Genomic DNA, 19,669 nt, shown 5'->3' with positions numbered 1-19,669 from the left:
CCGTGCGCGTGTGCACCGTTCCGCGCGCGCCGGAGAGCCCTACAACTCGGGCGCGCTCACACCCGTACGAGTGAGGGCCTCGACCACCGCGTCCACCACGGCCTCCACATCGGGCACCCACGGGGAGGCCGAGCCGGGCAGCGGGGCGCGCTGCCAGCTGATGGGGCCCTGGCCCGTCTCGGACGGGGGCAGGGCGATGTAGCCGCCCTCGCCGTGGAAGCGGAGGGAACCGGGGACGAAGTCCTTGGCGTACAGCAGTTCGCCCAGCTGCTCCATGGAGTACGGCTTCACCAGGATCGCCCAGCGGGCGGGCGAGGCGACGACCGGGCCGAGGCGCATACCCATGCGGTCGAGTGCGGTGAGTGCGTGAGCGGCCGGCAGAGCGGGCAGGCTGACCGCACAGGGAGCCTGGCCGCCGGTGGCGAGGATGATCGGGGCCGCCGGCCGGTTGGTCCACCACCAGCGCAGCATGCGCTCGTCGGTGGTGGCCGCGAGCAGGCCGGGGTCGAAGGGGTGCGCGCCGGGCACCGTGCAGTCCGGGTCGGGGCAGCCGCAGCGGGAGTGCCCCTGCGGGTGCGTCGCCACGCCCGGGAGTACGGGCCAGCGCCATTGCGTCGCGAAGGTCAGGGCCGCGCTGATCTGCTCAGACTTCCCGTCACCGCGCAGGAGCCTGCGTCGCTTTCCGAGGATCTCGCGCATGAGCGCTCGTTCCTTTCCGTTGCACCGCTGGCAACACCGTGGGCTTCATCACACCATGTGTCGATCACTTCACTGTGCGTACCTGTTGGCGCATCACACCCCTGCACTGAGCAAGGGGAACCCCTATGGGCCGAGCGTTGGCTGCGTCCGCGGCAGCCTCGTCCACACTGCGTCTACCAAAAGCATGGGCGTGGCGTGGGGTGGCGAAGTCTGGCGTTTTGCCGTCGCGCGTATTTCTCTTCGCCTCCGCCACGGGAGGATGGGGCACGATCGTCAGTGGCTAAGACGCCCGGGTCCGTCACCAGGTTCCGGGTGGTTGTCCACCACCCCTGGCCTTCACCGAGTACGTACCCATCACGACCGCTGTGACGCTCCGTGGAGCGAAACCAGTCGACCGCAATACCCCGTTCCCTGAGGCAGTTTTAAGCCAACTTTGCCTTTACGCAAGAGGTCTACGAGGAGTACTCGGGTGACCCACGGACACCAGGAATCCCGGCAGGACAATGCTGGACATCCCCTTACGAGTGCGTGTACATGTGGAGACACTGCTAGCGGCGCAGAATGACATGGGGGTTTGCGATGCTTTTGAGCAATACGCACCGGTCGGAAAGCCGGACGCCATGAACGCCCCTCACCCTCCGAAAGTGGCCGGAATCGATTCCACGGTTCCCTCGCCCGCACACACTGTCGCGCCCGCGCCCGGAGCCTCGGGAACCCCAGCGGTTCCCCCACCCAACCCGCCGGGCGCACTGCTTCAGGACCGTCTCGCCGGCTGGGTCTCGGACCTCACGACACTCCACGAACTCACCGAACGCCTGGCACGCACGGACGCACTCGACGATGCCCTTCAGGAACTGCTGCGCGCCGGATCCGCCCTCGTCGGCGCCCGGCGCGGTCTTGTCGTACTGGAACCCGCCGACGGCCTCGGCCCGGACACGACCATCGGGCTGGGCCTCGCGCGCGCCGACCTCGGGCACATCGAGACCGTGCCGCGCAGCTCCCTTTCCTACGGCAGGATCCTCGACGGACTGCCCGGCGGCGACGGCGAGATCGCCGAGCCCGACCTGTTCGCCGGGGACAAGCTCGACCCCCGCCACCGCGAGGTGGCCGCCCGCCTCGGCTACGCCGCCAGCTACGCCCTCCCCCTGTCCACCGACGCCGCCGGCCGCCTCGGTGCCGCCGTATGGCTGTACGACGAGCCCGCCGAACCGGTCGAGCGCCAGCGCCACCTCGTCGGCCTGTACGTCCGCTACGCCACCGAGCACCTGGCCCGGCTCCTAGAGGTCGAGCGCACGCGCGCGGCCATGAAGACGATGGCCGAGGAACTGCTCCCCTCGCGTCTGCCCCGCATGGCCGGCGTCCAGCTCGCCGCGCGGCACCGCACCGGCCCGCGCGGGGGCGGCGACTGGTACGACGCGCTGCCCCTGCCGGACGCCGCGCTCGGCCTCGCGGTCGGCTCGGTGACCGGGTCCGGGCCCAGCGCGGTCGCCGCGATGGGCCGGCTGCGGGCCAGCCTGCGCGCGTATGCCGTGATGGAGGGCGAGGACCCGGTCGCGGTCCTGTCCGATCTGGAACTCCTGCTCAGACTCACCGAGCCGGCCCGCTCCGCCACCGCCCTGTTCGCCTACTGCGAGCCCTCCCTGCGCAAGATCACGCTCGCCGGTGCCGGGCACACGCCGCCGCTGCTGATCGGCGATCGGCGCACGGAGTTCGTGGAGACCTCCGTGTCCGCGCCGCTGGGCATGCTGGCCTGCTGGGAGGCGCCGAGCGTGGAGCTGCTCGCCGAAGCCGGAGAGACGGTTCTGCTGTACACCGACGGGCTGCTGCACCGCACCGGCGACGCCACGGACCGCGCCTTCGCCCGGCTGCATGCCGCGGCGGCCGGGGTACCGAGGGCGATCCGGCACGACCCGGACGCCGTCGTCGACCACGTCCTGCGGACCGTGCTGCCGGACGGGGTGGACCGGGCGGACAGCGAGGAGGACGTCGTCCTGCTGGCTGCGCGCTTCGAGTAGCGGCCCGAGGCCCTTCGGCCACTCACCCATAACAGGCACGTGGCCTGCGTCATAGCACCGGCGGGCATCCTGCCCATCGGCCCTGGGACATGTCCCGTACGACCGTACGATGGACGGGGTCCAGTGCCGTATCGAGGAGGATGACCGTGGCCGACGAGCTCACCCCGGCCGAGTCCATTGCTGCTACCGCAGCGGGCCCGGAGACCGAGTCTGAAGAGCCGATCAAGCAGCGCAAGAACGGCCTGTACCCGGGCGTGTCCGACGAGCTTGCCGAGAACATGAAGTCCGGCTGGGCCGACACGGAGCTGCACGGCCTGGAGCCGATCCCCCAGGCCGCCGAGACCGCCGCGCGGCGCGCCGCGCTGTCGGCGCGGTTCCCGGGCGAGCGGCTGGTGATCCCCGCGGGCAACCTGAAGACGCGCTCGAACGACACCGAGTACGCCTTCCGGGCGTCGGTCGAGTACGCGTACCTCACGGGCAACCAGACCGAGGACGGTGTGCTCGTCATGGAGCCCGCCGCCGACGGTCACAAGGCGACGATCTATCTGCTGCCGCGCTCCGACCGCGAGAACGGCGAGTTCTGGCTGTCCGGCCAGGGCGAGCTGTGGGTCGGCCGCCGGCACTCGCTCACCGAGGCGGAGAAGCTGTACGGCATTCCCGCGTCCGACGTGCGCGAGCTGGCGGACGCGCTGCGTGAGGCCACCGGTCCGGTGCGGGTCGTCCGTGGCTTCGACGCCGGCATCGAGGCCGCGCTCACCGACAAGGTCACCGCCGAGCGGGACGAGGAGCTGCGGGTCTTCCTGTCCGAGGCGCGGCTCGTCAAGGACGGGTTCGAGATCGGCGAGCTGCAGAAGGCCGTCGACTCGACCGTGCGCGGCTTCGAGGACGTGGTGAAGGTCCTCGACAAGGCCGAGGCGACCTCCGAGCGCTACATCGAGGGCACGTTCTTCCTTCGCGCGCGCGTGGAGGGCAACGACGTCGGCTACGGCTCCATCTGCGCGGCCGGTCCGCACGCCTGCACGCTGCACTGGGTGCGCAACGACGGGCCCGTGCGGTCGGGCGACCTGCTGCTGCTCGACGCGGGTGTCGAGACGCACACGTACTACACCGCCGACGTCACGCGCACGCTGCCGATCAACGGGCGGTACAGCGAGATCCAGAAGAAGATCTACGACGCCGTGTACGACGCCCAGGAGGCCGGTATCGCGGCCGTGAAGCCGGGTGCGAAGTACCGGGACTTCCATGACGCGTCGCAGCGGGTGCTCGCCGAGAGGCTCGTCGAGTGGGGGCTCGTCGAGGGGCCGGTCGAGCGGGTGCTGGAGCTCGGGCTGCAGCGGCGCTGGACGCTGCACGGGACCGGGCACATGCTCGGCATGGACGTGCACGACTGCGCTGCCGCGCGCGTGGAGTCGTACGTCGACGGCACGCTGGAGGCGGGCATGGTGCTGACCGTCGAGCCGGGGCTGTACTTCCAGGCCGATGACCTGACGGTGCCGGAGGAGTACCGGGGTATCGGTGTACGGATCGAGGACGACATCCTGGTGACCGAGGACGCGAACCGGAATCTGTCGGCCGGGCTGCCTCGGCGGTCGGACGAGGTCGAGAGCTGGATGGCGGCTCTGAAGAGCTGACGTGGGGATTGATGGCCGGGTACCAACAGGGTGTCCGGCCATCCTTGCCGTCTGTGGGTCGTGAGGGCTGTTCTCGCGCGCCTCCAGGGGCTGCCCGCCGCTCCTGCTCACGGCCCCCTGCTGGTGGAGTGAGGGACGCCGGGCTGGCTGCTGCTGGGCGGGGCGATGCCGGCCGCGTCATACGCGATGGGACCGGCGGCACGGTGGGCCGCCGGTCGCCGCGCCGAGGAGGACCGCGTCAGGCAGCCCGTGCTCGTGCCGTGACGGGCAGGGCGTCCAGGAACAGCGCCCCCGCGAGGAGCCCTGCGCTCCCCCGCGGACTCCACGCGCGCGCGTGGAGGTCGGCGTCGAGGGCGGTGAGGGCCTCGGCGCCGGCGGCGGTGGCCGTACCGCCCGACTCCAGGACTCCGCGGGCGCCCGCCTGGACGTGCCGCAGTCCCATCGGGCCCGCGGTGTAGAGGAGTTCGGTGTCCTGAAGGGTGCACATCACGGTCAGGAGGGCGTTCAGGCGGGCCTGCTGCTCCGTGGCGCCGGCCGCGCGAGCGGCGGCGAGCGCGTCCAACGCCCGCCGTACGTGCGGGAATCCGGCCCGTGCCTCGCCCCGCGCCCCGGCGGCGCCGTACTGCGCGGACACCGACGAACCCCGGGAGGGCCTGCGCGGGGCGCGCTTGTCGGTGTGGGCGGCGATGCGCTTGGCGGTCGCGGCGACGTCCTGTGCCCCGGCCCGGGGGTCGAGAGCCGCCGCGGCGACCAGCAGGCCGAGCGTCCACAGCGCGCCCCGGTGGCCGCCGCCCGCGAGGTGCACCGAGTGCTCGGCGCACCTGCCGATCGCGCCGAGTTCGCTGCGCAGCCCGGGCGTCGGCTCACCCGTGCGCCGGGCGGCGGCCGCCATCGCCGCAAGGCCCGGCGTGAGTGCCTTCGCCGACCAGCGCAGCATGCCGTGGTCCCGACGGGTGACGCGGGCGCCCAGGTCGCGCGGGTCGGGCAGGCCCGGCTTGGGGGCCAGCGCCAGCTGCCCGGTCAGCGCGGTCACGGCGGCCCGCGCCAGGGCCTCGTCCTCGCGGCTGCTCATGGCAGTACCCCTAGGAGGAGGCCGAGGCCGAGGCCGACGGGGTGCCGCTGGGCGCGTCGCCGGGGGCGCCGCTCGGCGCTCCGCTCGGGGGCGTACCGCCACCGCCGCCACCGCTGCCCGCGCCGGTGTTCTCGGCATCCGGGTCGACGCCGATGGTGAGGGTGCCCTTGTAGCCCTTGGACGGGTCCTTCTTGTGCACGGCCTTCAGGGTCAGCAGGCCGCTGGAGGCGCCGCCGCCGTCGTAGACCATGTCGTTGTCGAGGGTGGTGTAGCTGCCGGAGTGCTTCGCGTACGGCTCCAGCGTGAAGATCTCCTCGGCGATCGCGTCGTCGAAGAACAGCTGGCCGGTGTAGTTGACCGTGCCGCCCTCGTAGGTGCCGTCCTCCTTCTGGCCGCCGGTGTGCACCTTGAGGTGGATGTGGCAGGTGCGCGGGGTGTACCAGCCCGGGAAGATCGTCTCGAACTTCACGACCCCGTTGGCGTCGGCGATCTGATACCCGCGCAGATAGGTGTTGTCGTTCGCGGTCGAGCCGTCCTCGCTCTCGGCGGGCGCGGAACCACCGGGGTTGGCCGTGGTGTAGCCGGAGTAGTAGCCCCAGGCGTCGCAGTGCCAGATCTCCACGGCGGCGCCCTTGACGGGGGTGCAGCCGTCGGTGGCGTCGACGACGGTGAGGCGCAGCGTCAGCGGGACGCCGCTCTTGCCCTCGGTGATGTCCTTCCGCACCAGGGCGTTGTCGAGGTAGTACGGCCCTTCGGTGACGCTCGACATCAGCGTCATGCAGGTGCCTGCGCTCTCCGAGGCGGTCGTGGTGGCCGTCGCCGCGGCGTCGGTCGCCGTCTCGGCCGTGTCGGCGAAGGCCGCCTGATAGCCCGCGACGGCCAGTCCGCCCGCGGCGACCGTGCCGCCGGTCACCACGATCGCGCGGCGCCGGGTGATCGACTTGTCCTTGTGGATTCCCGTCATGGCCAGGAAGTTAGGGACGCCGCCCGTCAACAGCGTGGGGTGGCACTGTGCGGGGGCTGTGAGTCCTGAGGAAGCTGAAGCCGCTCGACGCTCGACGTGACCTACGGCGTCGAGGCGTCGGCGCTACACCGCCATGAGCGACGGGTCCTTCTTCCACTTGAGGATCTTGTCGAAGCTCACCACGGCCCCGCCCCGCCCCGGCCTGTTGCCGAACTGGACGTGGTCGGCGAGTTCCTCGATGAGGCAGAGCCCCCGGCCGTGCTCGGCGTCGGTGGTCGCCGGGCGGGGTGCGCGCAGCGGTGCGGTGAAGCCGGGCCCTGTGTCGGCGACCTCGATGTGGCACTTCTCGCCGTCCAGGTACGCGGTGACGCGGTACGCCGGTGGGGAGCCGTCGGGCGTGGTGTCGCCGCCGTGTTCGACGGCGTTGGCGCAGGCCTCGCTGAGGGCGACGGAGAGGTCGTACGACACGTCGGGGTCGACGCCCGCGGTCTCCATGGTGCCGATCAGCAGCCGTCGGGCGAGAGGCACGCTCGCAGCTTCTCGCCGCAGATGGAGTGACCACCAGATGCTCATGCTCCAGCCTCCTGGCTGCGGCTCGACATACCGTTACGTATTGCCACGAGTGCCCATCGGTAAGCACATCATTGACGTGATGCCGCCCATATGGTCGATGCGCCTACGCAGGAATCGGTGTATGTGGGGGCGGCCCACACCAGAGGGTGACCTTCCGGTCGTACGACCCCAATGCCCCGTACCGCCCCTATGCCCCGTACGTCCCCTACCGCTCGTATGTCATCTTGCGGACCTGCCGTATGGCGGTCATAGGGCCAGTGCGATGATGACCCCGCCATGACTGCCCCCCACCCGCGCACGGTGCGCTCCGGGAGTGATCTCCGGATACTGCGGGCCGCGGTGTTCGCCGCGGTCTGCGTCGTGCTGGCCGGGGTGGGGCATGTGCTGGGCTCCTGCGCCACGATCCCGCTGTGGACGCTGGGCGCGGGGTTCCTGGGAGTCCTCCTGGTCACGGTGCCGTTCACCGGGCGTGAACGTTCGCTGCCCGGGATAGCCGCGCTGCTCGCGGCGGGCCAGACCGTCCTGCACACGCTGTTCGGGCTGGGGCAGCACGGGGCGGGTGCCGGGGCGGCCACCGGGTCCTCCGCGACGTCCGCCTCACTGTCGGACGCCGCACTCGTGGAGCAGGCCGCGCGGCTGGTCTGCGGGACCGCCGCTGCGGCCATCAGCCCCGCCCAGGCCCAACGGCTCCTCACCGAGGCGCGGTTGAGCCCGGCCGCCGGGGCACATGCGTCACACCCGTCGGCGGACGCCATGTCTGCCGCCACCGACTCCTCCGCATCGCTGCTGCCGTCCCTGCCCATGGCGCTCGCCCACGTTCTCGCGGCGGTCGTCGCGGGGTGGCTGCTGCGGCGCGGGGACCTGGCCCTGCTGCGGATCGCCGAGATGTCCGCAGTGTCGGCGCATGTGGTCGCCGAGGGGGCTCTCGTACGTTCCTTGCGCGGGGCGCTCGCGCTGGTGCGCGCCCTGCGTGCCGGGCTCCCGGGCGCGCCCGACGCGGGGCCGCGGCTGCCGCGCGCCGAGACGCTCGGGCGGTCCGCACCCCGCACCGTCGCCCTCCAGCACACGGTGATCAGGCGCGGCCCGCCGGTCACCGCGCTGATTCTCGCCGCCTGACACGACGCGACCGCCACTCCACCGAGGTGGGGACGAGGGCCGCCGTCGTGCGGCACGCGCGCGTGCCCGCGTGCACCGATCGAGGAAGAGGGGCTTCCGCCTCCGGAGTTCCCGGAGGGACACCTCAGTTCCCGGAGGGACACCTCTTTTCCGTCTGATCGGGCACCCCCGCGCAGGCGTACTCCTCTTCACCACCGGAATCCCGATCTCACTCACAGTGGAGCGCTCAGCATGAAGGTCTCTCGTATCGCCGCCGTCGGCGCCCTCGCCGGCACGGGCGTGCTCGCCCTGTCCGTCCCCGCCTTCGCGCACGTCAGCGTGCAGCCGGAGGGCACCGCCGCCAAGGGCGGTTACGCGGTCGTCGACTTCAAGGTGCCGAACGAGCGTGACGACGCATCGACCACCAAGCTCGAGGTCACCTTCCCGACCGACCACCCGCTGGCCTCCGTGATGCCGGAAGCCATTCCCGGCTGGAAGGCCAAGGTCACCAAGTCGACGCTGGACAAGCCGCTGGAGATGCACGGCAAGAAGATCACGGAGGCGGTCAGCAAGGTCACCTGGACCGCCGACGGCAAGGGCGTCGAGCCCGGCTTCTTCCAGAAGTTCCCCGTCTCCGTCGGCACCCTGCCCGAGGACGCCGACGAGCTCGTCTTCAAGGCCATCCAGACGTACTCCAACAAGGAGGTCGTGCGCTGGATCGAGGTGCCGCAGGAGGGCCAGGAGGAGCCCGAGAACCCGGCGCCGGTACTCGAACTGTCCGCCGCCGAGGAGGGCCACCACGGCTCGTCGTCCTCCGACAAGGCCTCCGCCGAGGCTTCCGACTCCGACGACGCCGAGGCCGCCTCCGCGAAGACGGACGCCGCCGAGCCCGCCGACAGCAGCGACACCACGGCCCGCGTCCTTGGCGTGGTCGGCATCGTCGTCGGCGCGCTGGGCGTGGCGTACGGCGTGATCGCCGGCCGTCGGCGCACCGACGCCTGACGGCACCTTCGGTTCACGGCGCGCGCCGGGGCACGCCCCCGGTGCGCGCCGGAGCTCACACAATTGGGACATTTTTCTATGCGTACGAAGACCCGTAAGAAGACCTTTGCCGCGGCCGCCCTGCTCGCCGCCGCCACCCTCACCCTCTCCGCCTGCGGCAACGGTGATGACAGCGCCGAGCCCGTCACCGTGGTCTCCGAGGAGGCCGGCTCGGACAAGGCCGCCATCGTCCTCGACAAGCCGTTCGAGAAGCCGGACCTGGTCCTCACCGACACGAACGGCAAGAAGTACGACCTCCGCAAGGAGACCAAGGGCAAGCCGACGCTGATCTACTTCGGCTACACCAACTGCCCCGACGTCTGCCCGCTGACGATGAACAACGTCGCCGTCGCCAAGAAGCAGCTGCCGAAGGCCGAACAGGACGAGCTGCGCGTGGTGTTCGTCACGACCGACCCGGAGCGCGACACGGCGTCCGCGCTCGGCAAGTGGCTCAAGGGCATCGACCCGCAGGTCGTGGGCCTGACCGGCGAATTCGACACCATCCAGGCCGGCGCCCGCACCCTCGGCATTTCCATCGAGCCGCCGCACAAGGACAAGAACGGCAAGGTCGTCTCCACCCACGGCACGCAGGTCGTCGCGTTCTCGCCGAAGACCGACGCCGGGTACGTCCTCTACACCGAGGACGCCACCGTCGACGACTACACCAAGGACCTCCCCGAGCTGATCAAGGGAGCGAAGCCGTGAGGCGGTTCGTCCCGGTGACCGCGGTGCTGACCGGAGCCCTCGTCCTGGCGGGCTGCGGCTCCGGCGATTCCCAGGACGACTCCAAGGCCGAACTGTCCGTCGGCGGCGCCTACATGCCGCAGCCCGTCTCGGACTCCATGGCGGCCGGTTTCCTCACCGTCACCAACAAGGGCGGCGCGAAGGACGAGTTGACCTCCGTCACCAGTGACGTCGGCGACGTGACCGCCCACGAGACGGTCGGATCGTCGATGCAGGAGGCCAAGGACGTCGCCGTCCCCGCGCACGGTCAACTCGTCTTCAAAAGCGGTGGCAGCCATCTGATGTTCGAAAAGCTGAAGCGGAAGCCGAAGCAGGGCGAGAAGGTGACCGTGAAGCTCCACTTCGCCGAGTCCGGCACGGTCACCGTCGAGATGCCGGTGAAGTCCGCCACGTACAGCCCGAAGACCGGACACTGAGGGAGAGATCGCCTTGACCCAGACCATCGCCCCCCGCGTCCGGACACTGGTGCTGCTGCTCCTGGCCGCCACCGGTCTGCTCCTCGCCGGTGCCGGTCCGGTCTCCGCGCACGCCGCGCTGACCGGCAGCGACCCCCAGCAGGGGGCGGTGGTGGACAAGGCCCCGACGCAGGTCTCGCTGACGTTCTCCGAGGGGGTCGCCCTCTCGAACGACTCCCTGCGCGTGCTCGATCCCAAGGGCAAGCGCATCGACCGCGGCGACCCGGCCGGCGTCAGCGGCACGACGTACGCCGTGAAACTCCACAGCGGCCTGCCCGACGGCACGTACACCGTCACCTACCAGGTGGTGTCCGAGGACAGCCATCCCGTCGCCGGCGCCTACACCTTCTCCATCGGCGCGCCCTCCCAGACGACCGTCTCGGTCTCCGGCCAGGAGGCGGGGGGCGGTGTCGTCGGCTGGCTCTACGGGTTCGGTCGGTACGTGTCGTACGCCGGATTCATCGTCCTGGTCGGCGGCGCCGCCTTTGTGCTCGCCTGCTGGCAGCGCGGGTCGGGCGTGCGGGCGCTGCAGCGGCTCGTCGTCACCGGATGGCTGGCCCTGACCGCCGCCACACTCGGACTGCTGCTCCTGCGCGGCTCGTACACCAGCACCGGGAAGGTCGGCGACATCTTCGACCTGGACCTGCTCGGGCAGGTGCTGCAGACCAAGACCGGTGCGGCACTGGTGTCCCGGATGTTGCTGCTCGCCGCGGCGGCACTGTTCATCGCCGTGCTGTTCGGGGCGTTCGACAAGCGGGACGACGAGGAGAAGCGGGACCTGACCTTCGGGCTGGCCATCGGCGGGACCGTCGTGACGGCCGGGCTCGCGGCGAGCTGGGCGATGTCCGAGCACGCCTCGACCGGGCTCCAGGCCGGGATCGCGATGCCCGTCGACATCCTCCACCTGCTGGCCGTCGCGAGCTGGCTGGGCGGGCTGGTCGCCCTCCTCCTCGCGCTCTACCGGGCGCCCGCGGACACGCCGCTCCCGGGGTCCGCCGTACGACGGTTCTCGCGCGTCGCCTTCGGCAGCGTGCTGGCACTGGTCGCGACCGGGATCTACCAGTCGTGGCGGCAGCTCGGGTCGTGGTCGGCGTTCACCGGCACGCGGTACGGGCAGTTGCTGCTGGTCAAGATCGGGCTCGTGGTGCTGCTGGTGGGGATCGCCTGGATCTCGCGGCGATGGACCGCCCGGCTGGCGGAGACGGTCGTGGCCAAGCCGCGGAAGGCGACGGAGGACTCCGACGGCGAGAAGGAGCACGCCACGGCCCAGGCCGGCGCGTCCGCCTCCACCTCTGCCGCCGCTTCCGCCAAGAAGGGCGCCTCGACCGAGGCCTCCGGCAAGAAGGACGGCGGCTCCGAGCGGGCCGCCCAGCTCGCCCGGCAGCAGGCCGCGATCGACACGGCACGGCAGAAGCAGGAGCGGGACGCCGATCCGAACCGGTTCGGGCTGCGCCGCTCGGTGCTCGCGGAGGCGGGCGTCGCCGTCGTCCTGCTCGCCGTCACCACGATGCTGACATCGACCGAACCGGGGCGTACCGAGGAGGACGCGCGGGCGGCCACATCGTCCTCGTCCGCCGAGGCGTCGTCGGCCGGTGCGCTGACGCTGGACATGTCCTTCGACACCGGGGGCGAGGACGGCAAGGGCGTCGTACGCATCGACCTCGATCCCGCGCGCGTGGGCGGCAACGAGATGCACGTCTACGTGCAGCGCCCCAACGGCCGCGCCTTCGACATCCCCGAGGTGAAGGTCGCCTTCACCCTCGAGTCCGAGGACATCGGGCCGCTGCCCGTCGTTCCCGACCACATCGCCACCGGACACTGGTCGGCGAGCGGAGTGCAGATCCCTGTGGCGGGCGAGTGGAAGATCACCGCGACCGTGCGGACCTCCGACATCGACCAGACCACTGTCTCCAAGAACGCGCAGATCGGCTGAACCTGACCATGGCTGACCAGTCCATTCCGGAGGCCCGTACGCCCAAGACTCCCAAGACTCCTGAGCCGGCGCTCAAGGGCGGGAGCCCGCTCAAGGGCGAGACGGCACTTAATGGCGGCGTTTCCGAAAGCGCCCCTATTAATGGGGGCCTGTCGCGCAAGGAGGGCATGTCGCGGCGTCACCTGCTCGGGACCGCCGGTGCGACCGGGCTGGTGCTCGGTGCGGCCGGTGGGGCGGTGGGCTACGCCGCCCGGCCGGCCGAGGCGACGCCGCTCACCTCGTTGGGCGCCGATCAGGTGATGTTTCACGGGAAACATCAGCCCGGCATCCTCCAGGCACTCCAGGCGCGCGGCCACGTCGTCGCGTTCGACCTGGCGGCGGGCGCGGGCCGCAAGGAGGCGGCGGCGTTGCTGCGCCGCTGGTCGGAGACGGCTCGGCGGCTGATGGCGGGCGAGGCGGCGCAGCAGGACGACACGGATGTCGCCCGGGACGCCGGGCCGTCGTCACTGACGATCACCTGCGGCTTCGGGCACAGCTTCTTCGCACGGACCGGCCTGGAGAAGCAGCGTCCGGTCTCCCTGGATCCGCTGCCCGACTTCTCCTCGGACCAGCTCGACAAGGCGCGCAGCAACGGTGACCTGTGGGTGCAGATCGGCGCCAACGATGCGCTGGTCGCCTTCCACGCCCTGCGCGCGATCCAGAAGGACGCGGGTCAGGCCGCCCGGGTGCGCTGGCAGATGAACGGCTTCAACCGGTCGCCGGGTGCCACCGGGCACCCGATGACCGCGCGCAACCTGATGGGCCAGATGGACGGCACGCGCAATCCGAAGCCGACGGAAGCCGACTTCGACGAGCGCATCTTCGTGCCGGAGTCCGGCTCGAAGGACCCGGCCTGGATGGCGGGCGGCTCCTACGCCGTCGTACGCCGCATCCGCATGCTTCTCGACGACTGGGAGCAGCTCTCGGTCACGGCGCAGGAGGACGTCATCGGGCGCCGCAAGTCCGACGGGGCGCCGCTGTCCGGGGGCACCGAGACGACCGAGATGGACCTGGAGAAGACCGACAAGGCAGGAAACCTGGTCGTCCCCATCAACGCCCACGCGCGTATCACCCGGCCCGACCAGAACGGCGGGGCGGCGATGCTACGGCGCCCGTTCTCGTACCACGACGGCATCGACGCGGACGGGGTGCCCGACGCGGGGCTGCTCTTCATCTGCTGGCAGGCCGACCCGCTGCGCGGTTTCGTCACCGTCCAGCGCAAGCTCGACCGGGGCGACGCGCTGTCGAAGTACATCCGGCACGAGGCGAGCGGGCTGTTCGCGGTGCCGGGCGGGGCGGCGGAAGGGGAGTACGTGGGCCAGCGGCTGTTGGAGGGGTGACAGCCGCCCTCCCGGGCCATCGGCGACGTCCGCCCCTCCCGGGCCCTCGGCCACGGACCGCCCTTTGCGGCGCCCGGGTGAGATGTGTACGCCGCGTTTCGCAAGGCCCATTAGGGTGAGGTCATGCCAGCGAGCTATGCCTATCTCGGCCCCGAGGGCACCTTCACCGAGGTCGCCCTGCGCACCCTTCCCGAGGCCGCGACCCGGGAGCTGATCCCGTACGTGTCCGTGCAGTCCGCGCTCGACGCGGTGCGCGTCGGCGAGGCCGAGGCCGCGTTCGTGCCGATCGAGAACTCCGTCGAGGGCGGGATCACGACCACGCTCGACGAACTGGTCGCGGGCACGCCGCTGATGATCTACCGCGAGGTGCTGCTGTCGATCACCTTCGCGCTGCTGGTCAGGCCCGGCACGAAGCTGTCGGACATCAAGACGGTCTCCGCGCACCCGGCCGCCCAGCCGCAGGTCCGCAACTGGCTGAAGCGGAACCTCCCGGACGCCCAGTGGGAGTCCGCCGCCTCGAACGCGGACGCCGCGCGTCTGGTCCAGGAAGGCCAGTACGATGCCGCCTTCGCGGGCGAGTTCGCGGCCGCCCGGTACGGCCTGGAGGCCCTGGAGACCGAGATCCACGACGCGGAGAACGCCCAGACGCGGTTCGTACTGGTGGGCCGGCCCGCTCGGCCCGCGGCGCCGACCGGCGCGGACAAGACGTCCGTCGTGCTGTGGCAGCGCGACGACCATCCCGGTGGGCTGCGCGACCTCCTCGGCGAGTTCGCCACGCGCGGCATCAACCTGATGCTGCTGCAGTCCCGGCCGACCGGCGCGGGCATCGGCAACTACTGCTTCTGCATCGACGCCGAGGGGCACATCTCCGACCGCCGGATGGCCGAGGCGCTGATGGGGCTCAAGCGGATCTGCCTGGGGGTGCGGTTCCTGGGGTCGTATCCGCGCGCGGACATGAAGCCGGGGGATGTGCAGCCGCCGCGCCTCGGGACGTCGGACGAGGAGTTCGTGTCGGCGGCGGACTGGGTGGCGCAGTGCCAGGACGGGCGGTTCTGAGCGTCCCCTCGGCGGCCGGTGTCGACTGGTGCCGACTGGTGCCGGTGTAGGTTTCCGGCCAGTACTACCAGCGGATTATCGTTATCCACAGGGGTTATCCACAGGTACTCATCTCGACCTGGGGACAAGTCGACAGGGAAGCATGAGTCTGTCGACAAATCGCTCCCCAGCCCCTCTCGGTGTCCACCGTCGCGCAAGTCACCCTTCGTCCACTCTTTTCCTTTGGGCAATCCTTTGGGGCGACTGCTTTCCACTCGAAAGTGCGGATCGGCAGGGTTTGTCCTGGGAATCCTCGACTCACGCGGCACGTTACGGAGTGATCAATTCCGACATCCACAGTCCATCCACACACCCTGTGGATAACTCTTCGGAGGCCGGGGATCCCTGTGGACAACCGCGACCCAAGTCCCGTTCTCCACAAGGGAATCGAGTCAACCGGCCGCCTCCCGCCTGCCCCGTTCCAGGGAGTGAGACACCTTTTATTGACACGATTAGCAATTACCCCATAACGGTATGTAAGCCTCAGTCCGGAAAAGCGAGTCGTGGGCTGTCACCCCTCCCCGGTAGCCTTGAGCGCGTGATTGACCTTCGCCTGCTCCGTGAGGACCCCGACCGAGTGCGCGCCTCGCAGCGCGCCCGTGGAGAGGACGTCGCGCTCGTCGACGCCCTCCTGTCTGCCGACGAGCGGCGCAGGTCGTCCGGCGTCCGCTTCGACGAGCTCCGTAACGAGCAGAAGCAGCTCGGCAAGCTCATCCCCAAGGCCTCCGCGGACGAGAAGGCCGAGCTGCTGAAGCAGGCCAGCCAGCTCGCCGCCGACGTCAAGGCGGCCGACGCCGAGCGCGACGCGGCCGACACCGAGACCCAGGAGCTGCTCCTCCAGCTCGGCAACCTCGTCCACCCGGACGTCCCGGTCGGCGGCGAGGAGGACTTCGTCACGCTGGAGACGCACGGCGAGATCCGCGACTTCTCGGCCGAGGGCTTCGAGCCGAAGGACCACCTGGAGCTCGGCGCGCTCCTCGGCGCGATCGACGTCGAGCGCGGCGCGAAGGTCTCGGGCTCGCGCTTCTACTTCCTCACCGGCGTCGGCGCCCTGCTGGAGCTCGCTCTCGTCAACGCGGCGATCACCCAGGCCACGGCGGCCGGCTTCACGCCGATGCTGACCCCGGCGCTGGTCCGCCCCCAGTCCATGGCCGGCACCGGCTTCCTCGGGCAGGCGGCCCAGGACGTCTACCACCTGGCCAATGACGACCTCTACCTGGTCGGCACCTCCGAGGTCCCGCTCGCGGCGTACCACATGGACGAGATCCTCGACGCCGACAAGCTCCCCCTGCGCTACGCGGGCTTCTCGCCCTGCTTCCGCCGCGAGGCCGGCTCGCACGGCAAGGACACTCGCGGCATCTTCCGCGTGCACCAGTTCGACAAGGTCGAGATGTTCTCGTACGTCGATCCGGCGGACTCGCAGGCCGAGCACCAGCGCCTGCTGGAGTGGGAGAAGCAGTGGCTGACGTCGCTGGAGCTGCCGTTCCGGGTCATCGACGTCGCCTCCGCCGACCTCGGCTCCTCGGCCGCCCGCAAGTTCGACTGCGAGGCGTGGATCCCGACGCAGGGCAAGTACCGCGAGCTGACGTCGACCTCGGACTGCACCGAGTTCCAGTCCCGGCGCCTGTCGATCCGGATGCGTGACGGCAAGCAGGTCAAGCCGCTGGCCACGCTCAACGGCACGCTGTGCGCCGTCCCGCGCACCATCGTGGCGATCCTGGAGAACCACCAGCAGGCCGACGGTTCCGTCCGGGTCCCCGAGGTGCTGCGCCCGTTCCTGGGCGGCCGGGAGGTCCTGGAGCCGGTCGCCAAGTGAGCGCCGGTTTCCCTTACAAGCTGATCGCGACCGATCTCGACGGAACGCTCCTGCGCTCCGACGAGTCGGTCTCGCAGCGCACGCGTGACGCCCTCGCCGCCGCGACCGCCGAGGGCGCCGCGCACATCGTCGTCACGGGCCGGGCGGTCCCCTGGACCCGCCATATCCTCGACGACCTCGGCTACGAGGGCCTCGCCGTGTGCGGCCAGGGCGCCCAGGTCTACGACGCCGGCGAGCACCGCCTGCTGACGTCGGTGACCCTGGACCGTCAACTGGCGGGCGTGGCGCTGGCCAAGATCGAGGCGGAGGTCGGCCCGCTGTTCATGGCTGCGAGCCGCGACGGGCTCGACGGTGACGTGCTGGTCGGCCCGGGCTACTCGCTCACGGGCAAGCTTCCGGCCACCCCGTTCACGGACGCGTCGGATCTGTGGACCGCCCCGCTGAACAAGATCTACATACAGCACCCGGAACTCTCGGACGACGAGCTGGCCAAGGCCGCCCGCAAGGCCGCGGGCGGCTTCGTCACGGTGGCCATGGCAGGCGAGGGCATCGTGGAACTGCTCCCCCTGGGCCTCTCCAAGGCAACGGGCCTCTCCCTGGCAGCCCGCCGCCTGGGCCTGAAGGCAGCCGACACCATCGCCTTCGGCGACATGCCGAACGACCTCCCGATGTTCGCCTGGGCCGCACATGGCGTAGCCATGGCCAATGCCCACGTCGAACTGAGAGCGGTGGCCGACGAGGTGACGTCCTCCAACGAGGAGGACGGGATCGCGGTGGTGTTGGAGAGGTTGCTGGGCTGAGGTTGCCGAGGCCGACTGCCGTCTTTCGGCGGCCACCGGCCCGACGCCGGGGCTGGTGCCCCGTCGCCCGTCGCCCGTCGACTGCACGGTCGACGTCGACTCCCGAATGCCGGCCATCGCCGAATGCCGACTGGCCGACGGCGACTGGTACCTCGTCGGCTGGGGCGCGCCTCGGTTTCCGGCCTGACCGGGACTCTCGGTATGCCGGGGACTCGTGGTTGCCGGGGGACTCGTGGTTGCCCGGAATGACGGCGAATCCCGGTTGCTGGCCGACAGCGACTCACGGTTGCCGGGCAAGCGCCTGCTACGGGCTACCGGGTCATCACCGACCCGTGGGGGGCCACGCTGCCACCGACTCGCGACTGACCGAGCTGGCGCCAACCCCCGGGGGGCCGGGACAACGCCTGCCACGGGCAACTGGGCCACCACCGACCGGCGGCTGCCCGAGCTGACAGCGCCCCCGTTGCCCCGGGCCCAACGCCCGCTCCGTATTGCCAGGCCGACGGCCACTCCCGATCGTCGGGGCAGACGCTGGCTCGCGGTTGCCCCGCGGGCGATGCCCCGTGGTCGGCGGCCGTGGTCATTGCGAAGTTGCCGGCCGACGTGCCCGCACGCCGGAGGCCGACGTACCCGCGACGTCCGCCGGTCGTACCGGCCCCCAGCCGCAGGGGTCCGCACCCAGTGCCCGGGGCGCCGAAACTCGCGGGCACGCGTGGCGCCCGGGGTGGCACGGATGGGCGCGGGCGGCGCCCGGTAACGCCGGGCCACGCGGCCGGCCTCTCAGCTGAAGCGCAGGACCGCATCTTCAAGGCACCCCAGCCCTGCAATGCGGCCAAGCCCCAGTGGCAACGTCTCGCGGAGGATGCACGGATCGAACGTGCGCGGGCCTTTCGGACCCGACCACGGTTTAGCAAACCGGTGCCTTACCACTCGGCCAATCCTCCGGGTGGGCGGCCCACGCGAGAGCGACATCGCGTGCTCGAAGCGGCCGCCCCGGGCAGCTCCCCATGCGGTAGGGACTCGACGGAGGGGTAGCGATTACTCCGGAGCCCGCCGCGGACTGCCCTGACGGGAGCTGGACGTACTGTCGTGCATGGACATCGCCCTGCTCCTCTCCCAGCAAGTGGCGCCGAACTCACCGTCCGGCGATGTGGACACAACCACTGTGCCTGTACGGAGAGTTGGACGCCACCGAATAACAAGGCCAGGGAGGAAGCCGGAAGGACGGCGTACGTCCCCTACCGGCGGCGCCACTTACGACGGCGCCCCTTGCTGAAGAACCACCCGGCAGGCGGCTCGTCCGAGCGCCACGGCTGCGGCTCGGGCTTCTCACGGCGCCAGCGCGCGGCCAGCATGCGGGCCCGGGCGGACGGCTCGGCGGTGTCGGCCGCGCGTATGAAGTGGTCGTCCAGGACCAGGCTGTCCCAGGTGTCGTCCCCGGACCGTTCGCGATCCTCGTGCTGCGACATGCCGCCTGCCATCCCCGTCCTCCAGTTCGTGCAGTGCACCCCGGTGCATCCCCTTTGCCCAGTGTGCCCGGGCGGAGGTGAAGCCGCCGTCAAGAGGCGGGCCCCCTCAGGGGCCCGCCTCTTGACACGTCACGGGCATTTACACGTCACAGGCACCGGCGCCCGTCACTCCTCACCGGCGAGCGTCAGCGACCGCAACTTCTGTCCCGCGTACCAGGTCGCGAGGACGGTCACCACCGCCAGCAGCACCGTCGCGGTGGGCAGGGCGACGTCCGAGGTCACCATGTCCCCGCCGGCGACCTTCTGCGCCACCGCCAACGCCCACTGCTGGACGCTCAACGTGCGCGCACCCGGCACCAGGGAGCCGAACAGGGCCTCCCAGACGAGTGCGTAGACGAGCCCGAAGACCACCGCGTGCCGGGACACCGTGCCGAGCAGCAGGAAGAGCGCGGCGTATGCGATGGACGCGACCAGCGCGGCCACCGTGTAGGCGACGGCGATCTGCTGGCCGTTGCCGTTGAGGATGAAGCCCGCGATGAACGTGGGCAGCGCCGAGAACACCATCGTCACGGCGATCGCGACGATCAGCTTGGTGAAGATGATCGTCGGCCGCTTCACCGGCTTGGACAGCAGATACACCACCGAGCCGTCGTCGATCTCCGGGCCGATCGCGCCGGTTCCGGCGATGACGCCGATGATCGGCACCATGGTGGCGAGCGCCAGCCCGCCGAGCAGGTCCGACGCGGTCTGGTCGTCGGCTCCGGCGAGGGCACGCACCACCACCGAGATACCGATGAGCAGCAGCGGCAACGCGCCGAGAATGAGGGCCCGGCGACGGCCGAGCAGGGCCCGGTAGGTAAGTCGGGCGACTGTGGGGTCGTACATCTT

The 19,669-nt window shown here is 70.8% G+C and carries 18 protein-coding genes and 1 tRNA gene; 12 read left to right on the top strand and 7 right to left on the bottom strand.

Annotation, left to right across the window (positions count from 1 at the left end):
* Positions 1 to 39: 39 nt before the first annotated feature.
* On the bottom strand, positions 40 to 699 hold the full coding sequence (locus tag OG331_RS26005) for a bifunctional DNA primase/polymerase (RefSeq protein WP_391397858.1): 660 nt from the start codon (positions 697 to 699) through the stop codon (positions 40 to 42).
* A gap of 503 nt (positions 700 to 1,202) precedes the next feature.
* Between OG331_RS26005 and OG331_RS26000 the strand changes: the two genes are divergently transcribed.
* Together OG331_RS26000 and OG331_RS25995 are read left to right on the top strand one after the other, a co-directional pair.
* Entirely contained in the window at positions 1,203 to 2,714 is a 1,512-nt protein-coding gene (locus OG331_RS26000) for a PP2C family protein-serine/threonine phosphatase (protein ID WP_406200374.1), read from the top strand.
* Between the two features lie 146 nt (positions 2,715 to 2,860).
* Positions 2,861 to 4,345 (top strand): aminopeptidase P family protein, encoded by a 1,485-nt coding sequence (locus OG331_RS25995; RefSeq protein ID WP_406200372.1) that lies wholly within the window; start codon positions 2,861 to 2,863, stop codon positions 4,343 to 4,345.
* Positions 4,346 to 4,583: 238 nt separating this feature from the next.
* On the opposite strand, the gene OG331_RS25990 is transcribed toward OG331_RS25995, so the two are convergent.
* The 3 genes from OG331_RS25990 to OG331_RS25980 form a co-directional block, all read right to left on the bottom strand.
* The gene (locus OG331_RS25990; RefSeq protein ID WP_406200369.1) at positions 4,584 to 5,417 is read right to left on the bottom strand and encodes a triphosphoribosyl-dephospho-CoA synthase; all 834 of its coding nucleotides are present in this window, start codon (positions 5,415 to 5,417) and stop codon (positions 4,584 to 4,586) included.
* 10 nt (positions 5,418 to 5,427) lie between these two features.
* A complete protein-coding gene (locus OG331_RS25985) occupies positions 5,428 to 6,381 on the bottom strand; it encodes an intradiol ring-cleavage dioxygenase (protein WP_406200365.1) in 954 nt (317 codons plus the stop codon).
* Between the two features lie 123 nt (positions 6,382 to 6,504).
* Positions 6,505 to 6,954 carry an ATP-binding protein gene (locus OG331_RS25980; RefSeq protein ID WP_406200362.1) on the bottom strand — a complete coding sequence of 150 codons (450 nt, stop codon included), beginning with the start codon at positions 6,952 to 6,954 and terminating at the stop codon, positions 6,505 to 6,507.
* 276 nt (positions 6,955 to 7,230) lie between these two features.
* Here OG331_RS25980 and OG331_RS25975 point away from each other — a divergent pair, with 276 nt between their 5' ends.
* From OG331_RS25975 to OG331_RS25930, 10 genes are all read left to right on the top strand, one after another.
* Positions 7,231 to 8,070 (top strand): hypothetical protein, encoded by an 840-nt coding sequence (locus OG331_RS25975; protein ID WP_406200359.1) that lies wholly within the window; start codon positions 7,231 to 7,233, stop codon positions 8,068 to 8,070.
* A gap of 231 nt (positions 8,071 to 8,301) precedes the next feature.
* Positions 8,302 to 9,051 (top strand): YcnI family protein, encoded by a 750-nt coding sequence (locus OG331_RS25970; protein ID WP_406200357.1) that lies wholly within the window; start codon positions 8,302 to 8,304, stop codon positions 9,049 to 9,051.
* A gap of 78 nt (positions 9,052 to 9,129) precedes the next feature.
* Positions 9,130 to 9,795 carry an SCO family protein gene (locus OG331_RS25965; protein ID WP_406200354.1) on the top strand — a complete coding sequence of 222 codons (666 nt, stop codon included), beginning with the start codon at positions 9,130 to 9,132 and terminating at the stop codon, positions 9,793 to 9,795.
* Complete coding sequence (locus OG331_RS25960) at positions 9,792 to 10,250, top strand: copper chaperone PCu(A)C (RefSeq protein WP_406200352.1); 459 nt, start codon at positions 9,792 to 9,794, stop codon at positions 10,248 to 10,250. Before OG331_RS25965 ends, OG331_RS25960 begins: the two co-directional genes overlap by 4 nt.
* 13 nt (positions 10,251 to 10,263) lie before the next feature.
* The gene (locus tag OG331_RS25955; protein ID WP_406200350.1) at positions 10,264 to 12,222 is read left to right on the top strand and encodes a copper resistance CopC/CopD family protein; all 1,959 of its coding nucleotides are present in this window, start codon (positions 10,264 to 10,266) and stop codon (positions 12,220 to 12,222) included.
* Between the two features lie 8 nt (positions 12,223 to 12,230).
* The gene (gene efeB, locus OG331_RS25950) at positions 12,231 to 13,601 is read left to right on the top strand and encodes an iron uptake transporter deferrochelatase/peroxidase subunit (protein ID WP_406200347.1); all 1,371 of its coding nucleotides are present in this window, start codon (positions 12,231 to 12,233) and stop codon (positions 13,599 to 13,601) included.
* Positions 13,602 to 13,724: 123 nt separating this feature from the next.
* Positions 13,725 to 14,657 (top strand): prephenate dehydratase, encoded by a 933-nt coding sequence (pheA, locus tag OG331_RS25945; RefSeq protein ID WP_406200345.1) that lies wholly within the window; start codon positions 13,725 to 13,727, stop codon positions 14,655 to 14,657.
* 577 nt (positions 14,658 to 15,234) lie between these two features.
* A complete protein-coding gene (serS, locus tag OG331_RS25940; RefSeq protein ID WP_406200343.1) occupies positions 15,235 to 16,512 on the top strand; it encodes a serine--tRNA ligase in 1,278 nt (425 codons plus the stop codon).
* Positions 16,509 to 17,312: an HAD family hydrolase gene (locus tag OG331_RS25935; RefSeq protein ID WP_406200341.1), complete on the top strand. Its 804-nt coding sequence runs from the start codon at positions 16,509 to 16,511 to the stop codon at positions 17,310 to 17,312. The genes serS and OG331_RS25935 overlap by 4 nt, the downstream gene beginning before the upstream one ends.
* A gap of 55 nt (positions 17,313 to 17,367) precedes the next feature.
* Positions 17,368 to 17,499, top strand: coding sequence for a hypothetical protein (locus OG331_RS25930; RefSeq protein ID WP_406200338.1), 132 nt, complete (start codon positions 17,368 to 17,370; stop codon positions 17,497 to 17,499).
* 669 nt (positions 17,500 to 18,168) lie between these two features.
* Here the strand turns inward: OG331_RS25930 and OG331_RS25925 are convergent.
* From OG331_RS25925 to OG331_RS25915, 3 genes are all read right to left on the bottom strand, one after another.
* A tRNA-Ser gene (locus tag OG331_RS25925) sits at positions 18,169 to 18,256 on the bottom strand.
* Positions 18,257 to 18,550: 294 nt separating this feature from the next.
* Complete coding sequence (locus tag OG331_RS25920) at positions 18,551 to 18,781, bottom strand: hypothetical protein (protein WP_406200337.1); 231 nt, start codon at positions 18,779 to 18,781, stop codon at positions 18,551 to 18,553.
* A gap of 165 nt (positions 18,782 to 18,946) precedes the next feature.
* Positions 18,947 to 19,666: an ABC transporter permease gene (locus tag OG331_RS25915; protein ID WP_362386946.1), complete on the bottom strand. Its 720-nt coding sequence runs from the start codon at positions 19,664 to 19,666 to the stop codon at positions 18,947 to 18,949.
* Positions 19,667 to 19,669: the final 3 nt, after the last annotated feature.

The organism is Streptomyces sp. NBC_01017, assembly GCF_045162795.1.
Lineage (GTDB): Bacteria > Actinomycetota > Actinomycetes > Streptomycetales > Streptomycetaceae > Streptomyces > Streptomyces machairae.
Note: the sequence above shows the minus strand (reverse complement) of the source record. Positions and strands in the feature narration are given on the sequence as shown.

Excerpts from the sequence above, each read along its gene's own strand:
- OG331_RS25980 (WP_406200362.1), bottom strand. The coding sequence starts at position 6,954 with ATGAGCATCTGGTGGTCACTCCATCTGCGGCGAGAAGCTGCGAGCGTG.
- OG331_RS25915 (WP_362386946.1), bottom strand. The coding sequence starts at position 19,666 with ATGTACGACCCCACAGTCGCCCGACTTACCTACCGGGCCCTGCTCGGC.
- pheA (WP_406200345.1), top strand. The coding sequence starts at position 13,725 with ATGCCAGCGAGCTATGCCTATCTCGGCCCCGAGGGCACCTTCACCGAG.
- OG331_RS25965 (WP_406200354.1), top strand. The coding sequence starts at position 9,130 with ATGCGTACGAAGACCCGTAAGAAGACCTTTGCCGCGGCCGCCCTGCTC.
- OG331_RS25975 (WP_406200359.1), top strand. The coding sequence starts at position 7,231 with ATGACTGCCCCCCACCCGCGCACGGTGCGCTCCGGGAGTGATCTCCGG.
- OG331_RS25990 (WP_406200369.1), bottom strand. The coding sequence starts at position 5,417 with ATGAGCAGCCGCGAGGACGAGGCCCTGGCGCGGGCCGCCGTGACCGCG.
- OG331_RS26005 (WP_391397858.1), bottom strand. The coding sequence starts at position 699 with ATGCGCGAGATCCTCGGAAAGCGACGCAGGCTCCTGCGCGGTGACGGG.
- efeB (WP_406200347.1), top strand. The coding sequence starts at position 12,231 with ATGGCTGACCAGTCCATTCCGGAGGCCCGTACGCCCAAGACTCCCAAG.
- OG331_RS25985 (WP_406200365.1), bottom strand. The coding sequence starts at position 6,381 with ATGACGGGAATCCACAAGGACAAGTCGATCACCCGGCGCCGCGCGATC.
- OG331_RS25920 (WP_406200337.1), bottom strand. The coding sequence starts at position 18,781 with ATGTCGCAGCACGAGGATCGCGAACGGTCCGGGGACGACACCTGGGAC.
- OG331_RS25970 (WP_406200357.1), top strand. The coding sequence starts at position 8,302 with ATGAAGGTCTCTCGTATCGCCGCCGTCGGCGCCCTCGCCGGCACGGGC.
- OG331_RS26000 (WP_406200374.1), top strand. The coding sequence starts at position 1,203 with ATGCTGGACATCCCCTTACGAGTGCGTGTACATGTGGAGACACTGCTA.